Genomic DNA, 16681 nt, shown 5'->3' with positions numbered 1-16681 from the left:
CCGCCGGCAGCGGAGAAGCCGGTGGGCCCCACCCCCGAAGGAGTGGGGCCCACCGGCCGAAATACATGACGAGCCCCCCTGTGCGCGGGGGCCGTCCGAGGTCGTCCGAGGTCAGCGGACCTCGGTGATCTCCGGGCCGCGTTCGAGCTGCCCCATGCCGCCGCCGAAGCGGGAGCCTTCCTGGTCGTCCGTCTGCACGCCGTCCGGCACCATCTGGGCGTCGTTCGGCAGCTTGAGGACGATCGGGTCGCGGGGAGCCATCGGGCCGTCACCGCGGACGACGACGGTGTCCCGGAAGATCTGCTCCAGCACACCCGCCGACTCGGGGCGCACGGCGCCCTGGCCGGAGATGACACCGCGCAGGAACCAGCGCGGGCCGTCGACGCCGACGAAGCGGACCAGCTGGGCGCCGGTCTGCCCGTCCGGGAGCGGTACGGGCACCTGGGCGCGCAGCTCCCAGCCCAGCGAGCCCTGGGCCTCGTCGATGATGCCGCCCTGCTGGGTGATACCCGCGGCGATCTCCTCGCGGACCTCGCCCCAGATGCCCTCCTTCTTGGGCGCGGCGAAGGCCTGCAGCTGCACGGCACTGTCGCCCAGGACCACGGTCGCGGCCACGATCGCGTCACCGGCGACCTCGACGCGCAGCTCCATGCCCTCGACGCCGGGTACGAGGATGCCGCCCAGGTCGACCCGGCCGTCGGCCGGGTTCCCGAGCACCTCGGAGACGTCCCAGGGGCCGTCGGGCCGCGGGGCCGGCGGCAGGTTCACCCGGCGCGGGGCAGTGTCCTGCTCGCCCGCGTCGTCCTGCTCGGCGACGCCGTCTACGACCTGCTCGGCCGCGCCGCCGTCATGGGCGGAGTCGTTCTTCTTGCGACGTCCGAACACGTCACTGTCCTTCCCGGTCGGTTACGACCGAAGCGTAGCCATTCCCACCCTGCTGACCAGCCCCGGATCCGGCCACGGCCGCATGCCCGCCGGTGGAGCCGAAGCCCCCCTCGGCCCGGGCCGAGCCGGGAAGTTCCGCCACCTCGTGGAAGCGCACCTTCTCGACCCGCTGGACAACCAGCTGGGCGATGCGGTCGAAACGCTCGAACCGGACGCTCTCGCGAGGGTCGAGATTGACCACGATCACCTTGATCTCCCCACGGTACCCGGCATCCACCGTCCCCGGGGCATTCACGAGCGCGAGCCCGCAGCGTGCGGCCAGGCCGGACCGCGGGTGCACGAACGCCGCGTACCCGTCGGGCAGCGCGATCGAGACGCCGGTGGGCAGTACGGTGCGCTCGCCGGGCTCCAGCACGGCGGCCTCGGTGGTGACGAGGTCGCAGCCGGCGTCGCCGGGGTGCCCGTATGCCGGAATCGGCACCTCCGGGTCGACGCGGCGGATCAGTACGTCGACCGGCCGGCGGGAATCGTGGTTGATCTGGGACATCAGGGGTTCACCTCAAAGGCGCGTGCGCGCCTGACCTGGTCCGGGTCGGCCATCGCCGCCTGGATCTCCTCGGGCCGTCCGTTGTCGATGAAGTGGTCGACCTTCACCTCGATGAAGAGGGCGTCGGCGCGTACGGCGACCGGGCCCTGCGGTCCGCCTATCCGGCCGACGGCCGTGCAGTAGATCTTCCGTCCGGCGACGGCGGTGACCTCGGCCTCCAGGTACAGCACGGTGTCCACCGGCACGGGCCGCACGAAGTCGGTCTCCAGCCGCCCCGTCACCGCGATGACGCGCAGCAGCCAGTTCAGAGAACCCAGCGTCTCGTCGAGCGCGGTGGCGAGCACCCCGCCGTGGGCGAGACCGGGTGCCCCCTGGTGCGCGGGCCTGACGGTGAACTCGGCGGTGACGCGGACGCCCTCGCCCGCCCGGGCCTCCAGGTGGAGTCCGTGGGGCTGGCCGTCGCCACAGCCGAAACAGTGCTCGTAGTGCGCACCGAGGAGCTCACCGGGTGCGGGCGCGTCGGGGTGCCTGACCGGCGCGGCTGCATCGGCAGGGGGTGTCAGCGCTGTGTTTCGTCCACTCACAGCCGCGAACCTTACCCGCGCGGCTACCCACCGGTCGCCTCGTGGCAGGCTTGTCCGCATGCAGCTCTCCACCGCGCACCACGACGAACGTCTGACCGCCCCCCGATCCTGGTGGGGCATCGCCGTCCTGGTCGGCCTCGCGTGCGCGCTGATGCTGCTGCCGCTGGGCACGATGCCGCTGCTGGCCGGTCTGGTCGGGGGCACCGCGCTGGCCGGGCTGGTGGTGAGCTCGTACGGTTCCGCGCGCGTGCGCGTGGTGGGCGGTGCGCTGGCGGCCGGTGATGCGCGGATCCCGGTGACGGCGCTGGGCGAGCCCGAGATCCTGGACGCCGAGGAGTCGCGCGCCTGGCGCACGTACAAGGCGGACACCCGCGCCTTCATGCTGATGCGCAGCTACGTGCCGACCGCGGTCCGCGTCGAGGTCACCGATCCGGCCGACCCGACCCCGTACGTCTACGTCTCCACCCGCGAGCCGCAGGCCCTCGTGGCGGCCCTGCAGGCCGCCCGTACCCAGGCGGCCTGACCGGCCGGCGGGACCGGTGGGCCGGCCGGGGCGGACCGCCCCGGCGCAGGACCTCAGCCGGCCGCGGAGGGATCCGCGGCCTCCAGCGCGATCCTGGTGGCCTCGGGAAGGGGCTTGACGGGCCGCTCCAGGGGCGGCAGCGCGCTCAGGGCCTCCCAGTCCACAGCCCGCCTCCGCAGGTCACCACGGACCTTCTCGGCGAGTTTGCGGGTGTCCCGCCGGTTCATGACCGCGCCGACGGCGGCGCCGACCATGAACGGCATCAGGTTCGGCAGGCTGCGGAACATCCGCTTCATGATCTGCTGGCGCAGTTCGCGCTTCATCTGTCCGCCGAGCGCCGCGTTGAGCGTGGTCGGCTTGGTCAGGTCGACCCCGCGCTCCTCCGTCCAGGCGGTCAGGTACGCGAGGCTGCGCTCCCCCCGGCCGCCGTGCGGGCGCCGGCCGTAGACCTCGTGGAGTTCGGCGATGAGCTTGAGCTCGATGGCCGCGACCGCGGTGATCTCGGCCGCCAGTTCCGCCGGCATCGCGGGCGGCACGGGCAGCATGGCCGCGGCGCCGATTCCCGCGCCCACGGTGGACGTGGCGGCGCAGGCGCCCGAGACCAGCTTCTCGGCGAGCTGCTCGGGGCCGAGGCCCGGGAACTGCGCGCGCAGCGTCGCGAGGTCCCGAACCGGAACGCGCGGTGCGTTCTCGATGATCCTGTCGGTGACGTACTGGGCGGCGTCCCTGACACTTTCGCCGCCCTTGCGCACGCCGTTCTTGACGGCTTGCATCCGACGAGCCCCGGAGCGGAGCCGGGACCCCTCGTCGGGATCGGTTTCCGACGGCACCGCCGGAGCGGTGTCGGAAGGCACGGCGATCGCCGCACTGGCGGAGCCGCCGGAAGCCCCGGGAGCCGTTTCCGGATCCATGGATGCCACCTGCGTCTCCGCCGGATCACCAGATTTCCGGAAGCGTCGCTTACGGAAGGGTGTGGAGCCAGCCACGGCCGACGCCTGTCAGTCGCAGTCGCGACAGATCGGCTGGCCGTTCTTCTCACGTGCCAGCTGGCTGCGGTGGTGCACCAGGAAGCAGCTCATGCAGGTGAACTCATCGGCCTGCTTGGGCAGGACCCGGACGGCCAGCTCCTCGTTGGAGAGGTCCGCACCGGGAAGCTCCATGCTTTCGACAGAGTCGAATTCGTCCATGTCCGCGGACGAGGTCGACTTCTCGTTGCGCCGGGCCTTCAGCTCTTCGATGCTGTCGTTGTCGACGTCATCGTCGGTCTTGCGCGGGGTGTCGTAGTCCGTTGCCATTGTTCGCTCTCCCCCTCTGGGTGTTAGCGGTGTCTCAGCGCACGTAACGCACGAGAGGCCGGACTTGTGCCCGACCTGAGGCGGAGATTTTGCCTCACATCAAGGTCTGTTACTCAATCGACACCCAGCCGCCCGCCCGAAGGACGATTGGCTGGGATGACGAGCGGGACCGTACACGGTCCGAGGGCCGTCATGCACAAACGCCACCCCGTGTATTTCCCGCCATCCGAGGGGCCGGAAACCCGGACTTCCCGGGCTTTCCGGCCGCGATGGGGTCACTGAACGCACATGGGCAGACACCGACCACTGTGATCGATCACACAGGACCGATTGTTTTCACAGGGCAGGTATTCAGCCAAAAGCGAACACGGGGTCGGGGTGTCACAAGGGAAGAGTGACACGCATCACGAGGCCACCGCCTTCCCGGGGCATCGCCTGGATCCTGCCGCCGTGTGCGCGCGCCACGGAGCGCGCGATCGACAGACCCAGTCCGACACCCTTGTCGCTGCCCGTGCGCTCCGTACGCAGCCTCCTGAAGGGCTCGAAGAGGTTGTCCACCTCGTACGCGGGAACAACGGGACCCGTGTTCGATACCAGGAGGACCGCCTGATCGTGCTGGGCCTCGGTGACCACCTCCACCCAGCCGTCCTCGGGCACGTTGTACCGGACGGCGTTCTGCACCAGGTTGAGGGCGATCCGCTCCAGCAGCACCCCGTTGCCCTGTACGACGGCCGGCGCGCGCTCGCCGCGGATCTCCACGCCCTTCGCCTCGGCCTCGCCGCGCACCTGGTCGACGGCGCGCGAGGCGACCTCCGCCAGGTCCACGGGTTTGCGCTCGACGATCTGGTTCTCGCTGCGGGCCAGCAGCAGCAGGCCCTCGACCAGCTGCTCACTGCGTTCGTTGGTGGCGAGCAGGGTCTTGCCGAGCTGCTGGAGCTCGATCGGCGCCCCCGGATCGGAGAGGTGCACCTCCAGCAGGGTCCGGTTGATGGCGAGCGGGGTCCGCAGCTCGTGCGAGGCGTTCGCGACGAACCGCTGCTGGGCCGTGAAGGCCCGCTCCAGCCGGTCGAGCATGTCGTCGAAGGTGTCGGCGAGCTCCTTGAGCTCGTCGTCCGGCCCGTCCAGCTCGATCCGCCGGGTCAGGTCGGAGCCCACGACCCGGCGGGCGGTCCGGGTGATCTTGCCGAGCGGCGAGAGCACCCGGCCGGCCATCGCGTAGCCGAAGGCGAAGGCGATGATGCTCAGCCCGAGGAGGGCCATCAGCGACCGGCTCAGCAGGTCGTCCAGGGCGTGCCTGCGCTGTTCCAGGACGCACTGGTTGATCGCCGCGGTGAACTGCTCGAACGGCTGGTTGATGCCGCTCACACCGGAGCAGGTGGTGCTGGTGACCTCGATGTTCTGACCGCGGACGATCGTGAACGGGATCGCGTTGCCCTGCCGCAGGGCCTGCGCCGCCAGCAGGTAGATGATCGACAGCAGCAGGATCCCGGCGATCAGGAACATCCCGCCGTACAGCAGCGTGAGGCGTATCCGGATGGTCGGCCGCAGCCACGGGAAGGGACCCTCGGGCTGGCCGGGGTCCCATGTCGGTTTCGGTGGCGCCGCCGGTGGCGCCGGGGTGGTTGCCATGCGCATCAGATCCGGTATCCGGAACCGGGCACGGTCACGATGACGGGCGGCTCACCCAGCTTGCGGCGCAGGGTCATCACGGTCACCCGTACGACGTTGGTGAAGGGGTCGGTGTTCTCGTCCCAGGCCTTCTCCAGCAGCTGCTCGGCGGAGACGACGGTCCCCTCGCTGCGCATGAGCACCTCCAGCACCGCGAACTCCTTCGGCGCCAGCTGGACCTCCCTGCCCTCGCGGAATACTTCCCTCCGGTTCGGGTCCAGCTTGATGCCGGCCCGCTCCAGTACGGGCGGCAGCGCGACCGTGGTGCGCCGCCCGAGCGCCCGTACGCGGGCGGTCAGCTCGGTGAAGGCGAAGGGCTTGGGGAGGTAGTCGTCCGCACCGAGCTCCAGCCCCTCCACCCGGTCGCTGACGTCGCCGGAAGCGGTCAGCATCAGCACGCGGGTGGGCATGCCGAGCTCGACGATCTTCCGGCACACGTCGTCACCGTGCACGAGCGGGAGGTCCCGGTCGAGCACGACCACGTCGTAGTCGTTCACGCCGACCCGCTCCAGGGCGGCGGCGCCGTCGTACACGACGTCCACGGCCATGGCCTCCCGGCGTAGTCCGGTGGCCACCGCATCGGCGAGCAGCTGCTCGTCCTCGACGACGAGTACGCGCACGTCGTTTCCTTCCTCCGAGCCCAGAAGGGCACACGTGTATTGCGTCGCCCATCCTGCCCGTTTCGGCCATAAACCGGCTGTAAGACGGCTCGTGGAGGGGCTGACGGGACGGAAGTGAGGATTCCCTGGCCTTGTGAGGTTTCTGGGCCCGGGGTGCAGGGGAGGACGAGATCACACCCCATCCACTCCCTGACGGCGGAGAGCCACGTTCCGCCGCCGACCCACGAAGAGGGGGCGAACCCATCATGGACGCATTCACCGCGGGTCTCCTGCAGCGCATCAGGACCACGCAGTCGGACCTCAGGCACGCCCGCGAGACGGGCGACGACTTCCTCGCGGAAGTGGAACTGGCGGAGCTGGAGGATCTCCAGCGCCTGGCCGCCGAACACGGTGTCCCGGTCTCGGCCGCCGTGCCCGCCTGCTGATCCCCCGATCGGCCGGCCCGCCTTTCCCGCACGACCCGCACGACCCCTGCACGCATCCTGCTCCCGCACGAATTCCGTACGGCCTCTGCACGATCCCTGCACCAACCCCTGCACGACGTGGACCCCGGACGCCCGAGCGGGCGGCCGGGGTCCACGTGCTTTCAGTCGTGCCAGGCTCCGAACTCCTCCAGCAGCGGCTGCAGCGAGGCGAACACGGCCGGCGAGGCGGCCAGCGTCAGCTCGCCGGAGGCCGGCTCACCCGGACGGCCCCCGGTCACGGCCCCGGCCTCCCGGGCGATCAGGTCGCCGGCGGCCAGGTCCCACGGGTTCAGCCCCCGCTCGTAGTAGCCGTCCAGCCGCCCGGCGGCCACGTCGCACAGGTCCAGCGCGGCCGACCCGCCCCGCCGGATGTCCCGCACCAGCGGGATGATCCGCGCCGCGACCTCGGCCTGGTGGGCCCGCCGGGTCTGCACGTACCCGAAGCCGGTCCCGAGCAGTGCCTGGTCCAGCGGCGCCGCCGGCCGGCAGGCGAGGCGCGTCGTACCCAGCCACGCCCCGCCGCCGAGCACCGCGTGGTAGGTCTCCCCGCGCATCGGGGCCGCCACGACGCCCACCACGCTCTCGCCGCCGTACTCGGCCGCGATGGACACGCCCCAGCTCGGAAGCCCGTAGAGGTAGTTCACGGTGCCGTCCAGCGGGTCGACGATCCAGCGCACCCCGCTCGTCCCCGGGGCGTCCGCGCCCTCCTCGCCCAGCAGCCCGTCCCCGGGCCGCCGCTCGGCGAGGATGCCGGTGATCAGCTTCTCCGCCGCGATGTCCATCTCGGTCACCACGTCGATCGGGCTGGTCTTCGTCGCCGCCACCGCAAGATCGGCCGGGCGGCCGTCGCGCAGCAGAGCCCCGGCCCGCCGGGCGGCCTCCAGGCCCACTTCCAGCAGTTCGGCCTTCAGCTCGTCAGAGATCACGGTCCCACTTCCTACGCGTACGGACTGTCCACGCCCGCGGCCGCCGGCCGGGGGCCCCGCGCCGGGCAGCAGCCCACCGCGCACAGGTCATGACTCTGGCCCAGCGTGCCGACCCAGCACTCCGCGGCCGGCTCCCCGCGCTCCTTGGCGGCCCGCTCCAGCACCAGCTCGCGGACGGCCCCGGCGAAGCGCGGATCGGCGCCGACGGTCGCGGACCGCCGCACGGGCAGGCCCAGCTCGGCCGCCTTCGCGGTGGCCTCGGTGTCCAGGTCGTAGAGGACCTCCATGTGGTCGGAGACGAAGCCGATGGGCACCATGACGACGGCGGGCGCCCCGGTGGCGTGCAGTGCCTCCAGGTGGTCGCAGATGTCCGGCTCCAGCCACGGGATGTGCGGGGCGCCGCTGCGGGACTGGTAGACGAGCTCCCAGGAGTGCGCGACCCCGGTCCGGACGGCCACCTCGTCCGCGATCACCCGGGCGACGTCGAGGTGCTGCTTGACGTACGCCCCGCCCCCGCCGTCCTCGGTGTGGTCCTCGACCGGACCGGAGGTGTCCGCGGCGGCGGTCGGGATGGAGTGGGTGGTGAAGGCGAGGTGCGCGCCGGAGCGCACCTCCTCGGGCAGTGCGGCGAGCGAGGCCACCACCCCGTCGATCATGGGCTCCACGAAGCCGGGGTGGTTGAAGTAGTGGCGCAGCTTGTCGACCCGCGGCAGCTCCACGCCCTCCTCGGCGAGCGCGGCCAGCGCGTCCGCGAGGTTCTCGCGGTACTGGCGGCAGCCCGAGTACGAGGCGTACGCGCTGGTCGCGAGCACCGCGATGCGGCGGCGCCCGTCGGCGGCCATCTCGCGCATCACGTCGGTCAGGTACGGGGCCCAGTTCCGGTTGCCCCAGTAGACCGGCAGGTCCAGGCCGTGCCCGGCGAAGTCCTTGCGCAGCGCGTCCAACAGCTCGCGGTTCTGCCCGTTGATGGGGCTGATCCCGCCGAATCCGAAGTAGTGCTGCCCGACCTCCTTGAGCCGCTCGCGCGGGATGCCGCGCCCGCGCGTGACGTTCTCCAGGAAGGGCACGACGTCGTCGGGTCCCTCGGGGCCGCCGAAGGACAGCAGCAGGAGGGCGTCGTAAGGGGCGGCGGAGCCGCCGTCGGGGGCACGGAGCTGGTCTGACATGCCTCGAATCCTGCCACCCCGGCGTCCGCGCCCGGGCAACGGACCCGGCCCGTCCCACACCTCGGACGGCAGGTAAGGTCACCCTAACTTCCTGTCGGTATTTTCCCCATGCGGGTGTCTTGTCGGCAGACGTAACCTGTGTGAGCCAACCACGTCCCTTACGGAGGGCACCACCTTGCCCAGTCCCTACCGCGCGATATTCGCGGCCCCCGGCACCAAGGGGTTCACAGCCGCCGGCCTGCTGGGCCGGATGCCGCTGTCCATGGTGGGCATCGGTGTCCTCACGATGATCACCGAGCTCGGCGGCAGCTACGCCCTCGCGGGCGGCATCACCGCCACCATCGCCCTGTCCGCCGCGGCCGTGGGCCCCCAGGTGTCCCGGCTGGTCGACCAGCACGGACAGCGGCGGGTGCTGCGCCCCGCCACCCTGACCGCGGCCGCCGCGGTGACCGGCCTGCTGGTCGCGGCGGCGAACGGCTGGCCGAGCTGGACGCTCTTCGCCTTCGCCGTCGTCGCCGGATGCGTGCCCAGCGTCGGATCGATGGTCCGGGCCCGCTGGACGGCCCTCTTCCGCGACACCCCCCAGCTGCACACGGCCTACTCGTTCGAGTCCATCGTCGACGAGCTCTGCTTCATCGTGGGCCCGCCGCTGGCGGCGACGCTCTCGGCCGGCTGGTTCCCCGAGGCCGGCCCGGTGGTCGCCCTCGTCTTCCTGCTGACGGGTGTGTGGTGGCTGACGGCGCTGACCGCCACCGAACCGGAGCCGCATCCGCACGAGGAGCACACGGACCGGTCCTCGGCGCTGCGCTCCCCCGGCCTTCAGGTCCTGGTGGCGACCTTCGTCGCGACCGGCGCGATCTTCGGCTCCGTGGACGTGGCCACCCTCGCCTTCGCCGCGGAGCACGGCAACAAGTCCCTCGGCGGGGTGTTCCTGGCGGTCTGGGCGTTCGGGTCCTGCCTCGCCGGCATCGTCTTCGGCCTGCTGCACTTCAAAGGCAAGGCCGAACCTCGCTGGATCCTGGGCATCAGTGCGATGGCCGTGAGTATGATCCCCCTCCTACTGGCCGGGAACCTTCCGTTTCTGGCCGTGGCGCTCTTCGTCTCGGGCCTCGCCATCGCTCCCACGATGATCACCACGATGGCCCTGATCGAGGCGCACGTGCCACACGCGAAGCTGACCGAGGGCATGACCTGGATCAGCACCGGCCTCGCGGTCGGAATCGCGCTCGGGTCCTCCGTGACCGGCTGGGTCGTCGACACAGCCGGTGCGCAGACCGGGTACGTCGTCTCCGTATCGGCGGGAGTGGCCGCGGCGGCGGTTGCGTTCGCGGGATACCGCCGGCTGACGAGGCCGGCGCAAGGGGAGGTGCCAGCAATCGATGGGGACGGCGACAGCAGGGCAGAGCAGCGCGGAACGGACCGCGTGGCATAACTGGGCGGGCAACATCACCGCCACACCGGCCCGCACGGTGACCCCGGCTTCGGTCGGGGAGCTCCAGGAGGCGGTCCGCCGGGCCGCCGAGGACGGGCTGCGGGTGAAGGCGGTCGGCACCGGCCACTCCTTCACCGCGGCCGCCGCCACCGACGGGGTGCTCGTACGCCCGCAGGCCCTGGCCGGGATCCGGACGATCGACCGGGCCGCCGGCACCGTCACGGTGGCGGCGGGCACGGTCCTGAAGGATCTGAACCGGGCCCTGGCCCGGGAAGGCCTGTCGCTCACCAATATGGGCGACATCATGGAGCAGACGGTCTCCGGCGCCACCAGCACCGGCACCCACGGCACCGGCCGCGACTCGGCCTCCATCGCCGCCCAGATCCGCGGCCTGGAACTGGTCACCGCCGACGGCCGACTGCTGACCTGTTCCGAGAAGGAGAATCCCGAGGTCTTCGCGGCGGCCCGGCTCGGCATCGGCGCGCTCGGCATCGTCACCGCGATCACCTTCGCCGTGGAGCCGATCTTCTTCCTGACCGCCCGGGAGGAGCCGATGGGCTTCGACCGGGTGACGGCGGAGTTCGAGGAGCACTTCGCGGAGAACGAGCACTTCGAGTTCTACTGGTTCCCGCACACCGGCAACTGCAACACCAAGCGGAACAACCGCAGCCAGGGCCCCGCCGCGCCACCCGGACGGGTGAGTGCGTGGATCGAGGACGAGTTGCTCTCCAACGGCCTCTTCCAGGCCGTCAACTCACTGGGCCGCGCGGTCCCGGCCACCATCCCCTCCATCGCCCGCGTGGCCAGCCGCGCCCTGTCGGCCCGCACGTACACGGACGTCCCGTACAAGGTGTTCACCAGTCCGCGCCGGGTGCGCTTCGTGGAGATGGAGTACGCCCTCCCGCGCGAGCAGGTGGTCGAGGCACTGCGGGAGCTGCGGTCGACGGTCGACCGTTCCGGGCTGCGGATCAGCTTCCCCGTGGAGGTGCGGACGGCTCCGGCGGACGACATCACGCTGTCGACGGCCTCCGGGCGCGAGACGGCGTACATCGCGGTGCACATGTACAAGAGCACCCCGTACCAGGCCTACTTCACGGCGGCCGAGCGCATCTTCACCGCGCACGGCGGGCGTCCGCACTGGGGCAAGGTGCACACGCGGGACGCGGCGTACTTCGCGGAGGTCTACCCGCGGTTCGGCGAGTTCACCGCGCTGCGCGACCGGCTCGACCCGGACCGGGTGTTCGGCAACGACTACCTGCGGCGCGTCCTGGGGGACTGAGCCGGTCCGGGTTCAGGGCGCGCTCGGCCGTGCCGACGACGCCGACGCGTCCGCACTCGGCGCCGGGGCCGGGGCCGGGGCGGGTCGGTCCCGGTCCACCGTGCGGGTGCCGCCGGAGAAGAGGGTGCCGCCGCCGCTGCTGACGGAGGTGCCGGCCAACGCCTCGTAGGTGCCGAGGCCGCCGACGGCGATGGCGAAGGCCGCTCCGGAGGCGACCGCGGTGCGCTTCCAGCCCCGCACCCGGGTGCCGTGCACGGTGGCCGCGCCGAACTCCTCGGCGGCCGGGGTGGCCGCTTGGTCCGCGCCCGTCGACTCCGCACGGGGCGGGGGCGCCTGACGGGCCCTGGGCCGGGCACTGCCCCGCAGCCGGTCGCCGGTGCGCCGGAAGAGGTGCTGGATGACGGGCCCGCCCGCGGTGGCGACCACGCTGACCACACCGGCCCCGAGGATGGTCCCGTACACGCCCATCTTCGAGGCGAGCAGGGCCGCGGCGACGGTGGCGAGCGAGGAACCGGCGACCTGGGCCGCGCTCAGGTCGAGCTCCTTCTTCTCCGGTTCGTCCTCGACGCCGCGTGTCGCCTTCCGACCCATCGTCACCCCCGGTGTGTCCTGCCTCTCGCGCTTCTCCTCTTCCAGGAGTTACCGACCGCTGAGCGAAGCAGATAGTTCCGTTTCTGGTGATTATGTGAAGCAAGACACCCGAAAACGGACCACGGGTGCAGGTCGGACCCGATCGAGGGCAGGCCAACTCCCACCGTCCGGGGAAAGTTCGGCGGCGCGGCGGTCCACCCAGGTGGCCCGAATGGAGTACTGTGGCGAGCCCTGGGGCCGTCCTTCCTTTCGGATGTCCGGACTCGGGAGAGGGGGCCGACGGATGGAACACGGCACTCGATGACCGGTGATGCCGCGGTATCGCACGGGCTCCTGCTGCGCACAGTAACCGTTCGGTCACTGTGCGTGCCCAACAGGTAACCGTGCCATAACGGCGATCAAGGGCGCATGCCCGACACGCCGGTTTAACTCGGCAAGGTTGTGGCAGGCTGCACCCGGGCAGGCCACACTCGACTAGCGGAAGCAGCGACGCACGTGACGTCGGCAGGCACCACCCGGGAGGTCCCCATGCCCGAACTGCGTGTCGTGGCCGTCTCAAATGACGGCACACGACTGGTGCTCAAGGCTGCGGACAGCACGGAGTACACGCTTCCGATCGACGAGCGGCTCCGGGCCGCCGTCCGCAACGATCGCGCACGCCTGAACCAGATCGAGATCGAGGTGGAGAGCCACCTCCGCCCCCGCGACATCCAGGCCCGCATACGGGCCGGTGCCTCCGCGGAGGAGGTCGCTCAACTCGCCGGCATCCCCGTCGACCGCGTACGCCGCTTCGAGGGACCGGTGCTCGCCGAGCGCGCGTTCATGGCCGAGCGCGCCCGCAAGACCCCCGTACGCCGTCCCGGCGAGAACACCGGTCCGCAGCTCGGCGAGGCCGTGCAGGAGCGGCTGACCCTGCGCGGGGCCGAGAAGGAATCCGTCCAGTGGGACTCCTGGCGCCGTGACGACGGCACCTGGGAGGTCCTGCTCGTCTACCTGGTCGCGGGTGAGCCGCACTCGGCGAGCTGGACCTACGACCCGCCGCGCCGGCTGGTCGTGGCCGTGGACGACGAGGCCCGTTCCCTGATCGGCGAGTCGGAGGACCTGCCGGCGGCGCCGGAGCCGAGCTTCCCCTTCGTCCCGAGGATCGCGCGGCTGCCGCGCGACCGGCCGCTGGACCGCGCCCTGGACCGGCAGCTGGAGCGGGCCGAGAACAGGCCCGCGCCCGCGCCGGAACCGGAGGAGGAACGGGACACCCTCACCAGCCTGCTGGAGGCGGTCCCGAGCTTCCGCGGCGACATGGTGGTCCCGGACCGCACCGAGACCCCGGACGACACCGAGCCGGAGGCGGAGGAGCCGCCGGCCCCCGCCGCCTCGGCGGGCGCGGGCGCCGCGTACGCCGATGTCCTGATGCCGCGCACGGTGGCGGGCCACCGGGACCGCCTGACGGGCACCACCGACCGTCAGGCCGAGGCCGACGGGGTCCGCCCCGGGCGCCGTGCGGCGGTACCGAGCTGGGACGAGATCGTCTTCGGCACCCGCCGCAAGAAGCAGGAGTAGCAGGCAGCAGCAGGAACGCCGCCGCCGGGCAGGACCCGGCGGCGGCACCGCTGTCCGCCTACTGGGGGTCCGGGCCCGTGGCCACCGGGCGGGCCGGGTCCCCGGACCACTCGGACCAACTGCCCGCGTAGAGGTCGGACTCGATGCCGGCCACCTCCAGGGCCAGTACCTCATGCGCTCCGGAGACGCCCGAGCCGCAGTACACGCCCACCGCCGCCCCCTCGGACGCGCCGAGCCCCTCGAACCGGGCGCGCAGGGCGTCCGCCGGCAGGAACCGCCCGTCCGGACCCACGTTCTCCGTGGTCGGGGCCGACAGCGCGCCCGGGATGTGGCCGCCGACCGGGTCGATCGGTTCGACCTCGCCCCGGTAGCGCTCCCCCGCGCGGGCGTCCAGGAGGACCCCCGCACGCGCGCGCCGGGCCGCCGCGTCCGCGTCCAGCACTCCGACCGCCCCCGGGGTTGGCTTGAAATCGCCCTCCGCGGGAGTCACCCGGTCGGCCGTCACCGTACCCCCGGAGGCCGTCCAGGCGGCCAAGCCGCCGTCCAGGACCCGCACGTTCGGGTGACCCGTCCAACGCAGCAACCACCACGCCCGGGCCGCCGCCCAGCCCAGCCCGCCGTCGTACACAACGACGGGCCCGTCCGCCCGGACGCCCGCCCGCCGCATGGCTTCCCCGAAGGCCTCCGGGTCCGGCAGCGGGTGGCGGCCGCCCGTCCCGGGCGGACCTGCCAGTTCGCGGTCGAGGTCGACGTACACCGCTCCGGGCAGGTGTCCTGCCTCGTAGGCGGGCCGCTGGTCGGGGCCGCCGAGCTGCCAGCGGACGTCCAGCAGCACCGGCGGGCGGGGGCCGGCCAGCTCGTTCCTCAGTTCGGCGGCGGCGAGGATCGCAGATTTCGCAGTCATGCCGGCCATCTTCCTCCCCACCCGGCACCGGCGTAACAGGCCCGTCATCGGGGGGCCGCACCGATCCGGTCAACTCCGTGCCGGGCCCCCTCGATGCGGCCCGGTCGGGGCGCGCCGAGTCGCCGGGAGTGGAAGCATCAGCACCGGTAAGCGCCACGACGGAGGAGACGGCTGACATGACCGAGGCAGCGGAAGCAACCCGGCGCACGCCCGGTACCCCGTGCTGGGTGAGTCTCATGGTGCACGGGCTCGGGACCACCGAGGACTTCTACGCCGACCTGTTCGGCTGGGAGTACGAGCCGGGGCCCGAGCAGCTCGGCCCGTACGTCCGCGCGGTGCTGGACGGCCACGAGGTGGCCGGGATCGGCGAGATGCCGCCGGACCGGCATCTTCCGGTGGCCTGGACGACGTACCTCGCCACGGACGACGCGGACGCGACCGCCGAGTCGGTCCGCGCCTGCGGCGGCACGGTCGCGGTGGGTCCGCTGGACGCCGGTATCGCGGGGCGGGTGGCGATCTGCTCCGACCCGCTGGGCGCCATCTTCGGGCTGTGGCAGGCGCAGAGCCGCATGGGCACCCGGCCGTACCGCGGACCGGGCACCCCCGTGTGGAACGAGCTGGTCACCCAGGACACCTCCACGGTCGGCAAGTTCTACGAGCACGTCTTCGGCCACGAGGCCCAGACGCACGCCACGGCCTCCGACGACTTCGACTACCTCACCCTGCACCTGGAGGGGCACCCGGTGGCCGCCGTGCACGGCGTCGGCCGCTCGCTGCCGCACGACCGGGGGCCGCACTGGATGGCGTACTTCGAGGTGGCGGACACCGACGTGGCGGCCGCGCGGGTCGTCGAGCTCGGCGGGCGCGTCGTCGACCCGCCCCGTGAGGGCCCGCGCGGGCGGCAGGCCACGGTCGCGGACCCGGAGGGTGCGGTCTTCGCCCTCGTGCGCCCGCGGCACTGAGCTCAGCGCGCCCCCGACTCCGGAGCCCGCCCGAAGTGCCGGGCGGTGGGTACGAGGGCGGCCGCGGCGGGTACGAGGAAGCAGGCCGCGGCGCACACGGCGAGGACCGGGGTGACGCCGAAGGCGGCGATGGCCGGGGCGATGAGGGCGAGGCCCGCCGGAGCGAGGCCGTAGGACAGGAGGAAGTCCAGCGAGGAGACGCGGGCGAGCTTGTCCGGGGCGACCTCGCGCTGGATGGCGGTGAACCAGGGCACGTTGAACAGCTCGATCCCGATTCCGGCCACGGCGTAGGCCGCGATCACCAGGGCCGGGTGGACCGGCAGCATCAGGCTCAGCGGCGCGAAGCCGTACACGGCCAGGCCCGCGAAGGCGCTCCAGCCCTGGCAGCGGGGCCGCCGGCGGGCGGTGACCAGGGCCCCGCCGAGCGCGCCCACGGTGTAGGCGGTCATGGCCGCGGCCATGACCCACCCGGTGCCGTAGCGGTCGCGGCTGATGAGGGGCAGGGCGACGCCGGTGGCGGAGTAGCCCAGCGCTATCACGGCGGTCAGGGCGCCGAGTCCGGCGAGGAACCAGGGGTGGCGGCGGGCCTCGCGTATGCCGTCGACGAACTCGGCACGCAGGGACGCGCGCGGGGCGGGTGCGGCCGGTCCGGCGGCCGGGGCGCCGCGGCCGGGCAGGAGGGCGGCGACCAGCCAGAGCAGGCCGATCCCCAGCAGCAGCGCCCCGATGTCCACGAACGCCGCCAGCAGCGCCGTCAGGGTCGGGCCCGCGAGCGTGGAGGTCCGTACCGCCATGGTCATGGCGGCGTTGGCCTGCTGCCTGCGGTCGGCGGCGACGACCTCGGCGGTGAGGGCCTGGAAGGCGGGGCGGCAGGCTCCCTGGCCCGCGCCCGCGAGGGCGGCGGCCAGGGTCATCACCGTCAGCGACCGGCCGAGTCCGAGGGCGAGGAGCGGGGCGGCGGACGCGGCCGCGAGGGCGGACCAGAGCACGACCGCCCGGCGCGAGTGACGGTCGGCCAGCACCCCGCCGACGGCGACGGCGACGAGGAAGCCGGCGGTGCGGGCCGCGAGGACCAGGCCCAGGCCGGCCGCGCCGAGTTCCCGGTGCAGGACGGCGAGACCCAGGACGAAGGGCAGCGCCCAGGTCGCGAGTCCGGAGGCGGTGGTGCCCGCCCACAGGCGCAGGAAGGCGGTGTCGCGCAGGACGGAACGCGCGGGCGGCGGGCCGGTCCTGGGCGTCGCGGGCGCGGGTGTGGTCGCCACGGTGGGTGCTCCTCAA

At 72.5% G+C, this 16681-nt stretch carries 18 protein-coding genes; 6 read left to right on the top strand and 12 right to left on the bottom strand.

What is annotated here, in order from left to right; all coding sequences use genetic code 11:
- Positions 1–111: 111 nt before the first annotated feature.
- From JYK04_RS31275 to JYK04_RS31265, 3 genes are read right to left on the bottom strand one after another with little or no spacing between them, the layout of a single operon-like run.
- Complete coding sequence (locus JYK04_RS31275; protein ID WP_189739004.1) at positions 112–885, bottom strand: DUF3710 domain-containing protein; 774 nt, start codon at positions 883–885, stop codon at positions 112–114.
- 1 nt (position 886) lies between these two features.
- On the bottom strand, positions 887–1432 hold the full coding sequence (gene dut, locus JYK04_RS31270) for a dUTP diphosphatase (protein WP_189739001.1): 546 nt from the start codon (positions 1430–1432) through the stop codon (positions 887–889).
- Positions 1432–2016, bottom strand: a complete 585-nt coding sequence (locus tag JYK04_RS31265) for a PaaI family thioesterase (RefSeq protein WP_189738997.1) — start codon at positions 2014–2016, stop codon at positions 1432–1434. The genes dut and JYK04_RS31265 overlap by 1 nt, the downstream gene beginning before the upstream one ends.
- A 58-nt stretch (positions 2017–2074) precedes the next feature.
- On the opposite strand from JYK04_RS31265, the gene JYK04_RS31260 reads away from it, so the two are divergent.
- Positions 2075–2539 carry a DUF3093 domain-containing protein gene (locus JYK04_RS31260; RefSeq protein ID WP_189738994.1) on the top strand — a complete coding sequence of 155 codons (465 nt, stop codon included), beginning with the start codon at positions 2075–2077 and terminating at the stop codon, positions 2537–2539.
- A gap of 53 nt (positions 2540–2592) precedes the next feature.
- Here the strand turns inward: JYK04_RS31260 and JYK04_RS31255 are convergent, their stop codons facing one another.
- From JYK04_RS31255 to JYK04_RS31240, 4 genes are all read right to left on the bottom strand, one after another.
- Positions 2593–3525: a hypothetical protein gene (locus JYK04_RS31255; protein ID WP_189738992.1), complete on the bottom strand. Its 933-nt coding sequence runs from the start codon at positions 3523–3525 to the stop codon at positions 2593–2595.
- Between the two features lie 12 nt (positions 3526–3537).
- Entirely contained in the window at positions 3538–3834 is a 297-nt protein-coding gene (locus JYK04_RS31250) for a DUF4193 domain-containing protein (RefSeq protein WP_030008769.1), read from the bottom strand.
- 381 nt (positions 3835–4215) lie between these two features.
- On the bottom strand, positions 4216–5463 hold the full coding sequence (locus JYK04_RS31245) for a sensor histidine kinase (RefSeq protein ID WP_189738989.1): 1248 nt from the start codon (positions 5461–5463) through the stop codon (positions 4216–4218).
- 5 nt (positions 5464–5468) lie between these two features.
- A complete protein-coding gene (locus JYK04_RS31240) occupies positions 5469–6122 on the bottom strand; it encodes a response regulator transcription factor (protein WP_030036265.1) in 654 nt (217 codons plus the stop codon).
- A gap of 245 nt (positions 6123–6367) precedes the next feature.
- Here JYK04_RS31240 and JYK04_RS31235 point away from each other — a divergent pair, with 245 nt between their 5' ends.
- Positions 6368–6547 (top strand): hypothetical protein, encoded by a 180-nt coding sequence (locus JYK04_RS31235; protein WP_030008766.1) that lies wholly within the window; start codon positions 6368–6370, stop codon positions 6545–6547.
- Between the two features lie 161 nt (positions 6548–6708).
- Here JYK04_RS31235 and JYK04_RS31230 read toward each other — a convergent pair whose 3' ends face one another.
- Positions 6709–7512 (bottom strand): inositol monophosphatase family protein, encoded by an 804-nt coding sequence (locus tag JYK04_RS31230; protein WP_373297447.1) that lies wholly within the window; start codon positions 7510–7512, stop codon positions 6709–6711.
- An 11-nt stretch (positions 7513–7523) separates the two neighbouring features.
- Positions 7524–8678 carry a ferrochelatase gene (locus JYK04_RS31225; protein WP_189738985.1) on the bottom strand — a complete coding sequence of 385 codons (1155 nt, stop codon included), beginning with the start codon at positions 8676–8678 and terminating at the stop codon, positions 7524–7526.
- Between the two features lie 175 nt (positions 8679–8853).
- On the opposite strand from JYK04_RS31225, the gene JYK04_RS31220 reads away from it, so the two are divergent.
- Positions 8854–10110, top strand: coding sequence for an MFS transporter (locus JYK04_RS31220; RefSeq protein WP_189738982.1), 1257 nt, complete (start codon positions 8854–8856; stop codon positions 10108–10110).
- Positions 10058–11389 (top strand): D-arabinono-1,4-lactone oxidase, encoded by a 1332-nt coding sequence (locus JYK04_RS31215; protein WP_189738979.1) that lies wholly within the window; start codon positions 10058–10060, stop codon positions 11387–11389. Before JYK04_RS31220 ends, JYK04_RS31215 begins: the two co-directional genes overlap by 53 nt.
- A gap of 12 nt (positions 11390–11401) precedes the next feature.
- Here the strand turns inward: JYK04_RS31215 and JYK04_RS31210 are convergent, their stop codons facing one another.
- Complete coding sequence (locus JYK04_RS31210; RefSeq protein ID WP_229875477.1) at positions 11402–11986, bottom strand: hypothetical protein; 585 nt, start codon at positions 11984–11986, stop codon at positions 11402–11404.
- 522 nt (positions 11987–12508) lie between these two features.
- On the opposite strand from JYK04_RS31210, the gene sepH reads away from it, so the two are divergent.
- The gene (sepH, locus tag JYK04_RS31205) at positions 12509–13537 is read left to right on the top strand and encodes a septation protein SepH (protein ID WP_229875476.1); all 1029 of its coding nucleotides are present in this window, start codon (positions 12509–12511) and stop codon (positions 13535–13537) included.
- 58 nt (positions 13538–13595) lie between these two features.
- Here the strand turns inward: sepH and JYK04_RS31200 are convergent, their stop codons facing one another.
- Positions 13596–14441, bottom strand: a complete 846-nt coding sequence (locus tag JYK04_RS31200) for a sulfurtransferase (RefSeq protein WP_189738973.1) — start codon at positions 14439–14441, stop codon at positions 13596–13598.
- A 176-nt stretch (positions 14442–14617) separates the two neighbouring features.
- Between JYK04_RS31200 and JYK04_RS31195 the strand changes: the two genes are divergently transcribed.
- Positions 14618–15403: a VOC family protein gene (locus JYK04_RS31195; protein ID WP_189738970.1), complete on the top strand. Its 786-nt coding sequence runs from the start codon at positions 14618–14620 to the stop codon at positions 15401–15403.
- Between the two features lie 2 nt (positions 15404–15405).
- Here JYK04_RS31195 and JYK04_RS31190 read toward each other — a convergent pair whose 3' ends face one another.
- Entirely contained in the window at positions 15406–16665 is a 1260-nt protein-coding gene (locus tag JYK04_RS31190) for an MFS transporter (protein WP_189738967.1), read from the bottom strand.
- Positions 16666–16681 lie beyond the last annotated feature (16 nt).

The sequence above is a fragment of the Streptomyces nojiriensis genome, assembly GCF_017639205.1.
Classification (GTDB): Bacteria; Actinomycetota; Actinomycetes; order Streptomycetales; family Streptomycetaceae; genus Streptomyces; species Streptomyces nojiriensis.
The sequence above is the reverse complement of the archived record's forward strand: the minus strand, read 5'-3'. Positions and strand labels throughout refer to the sequence as shown.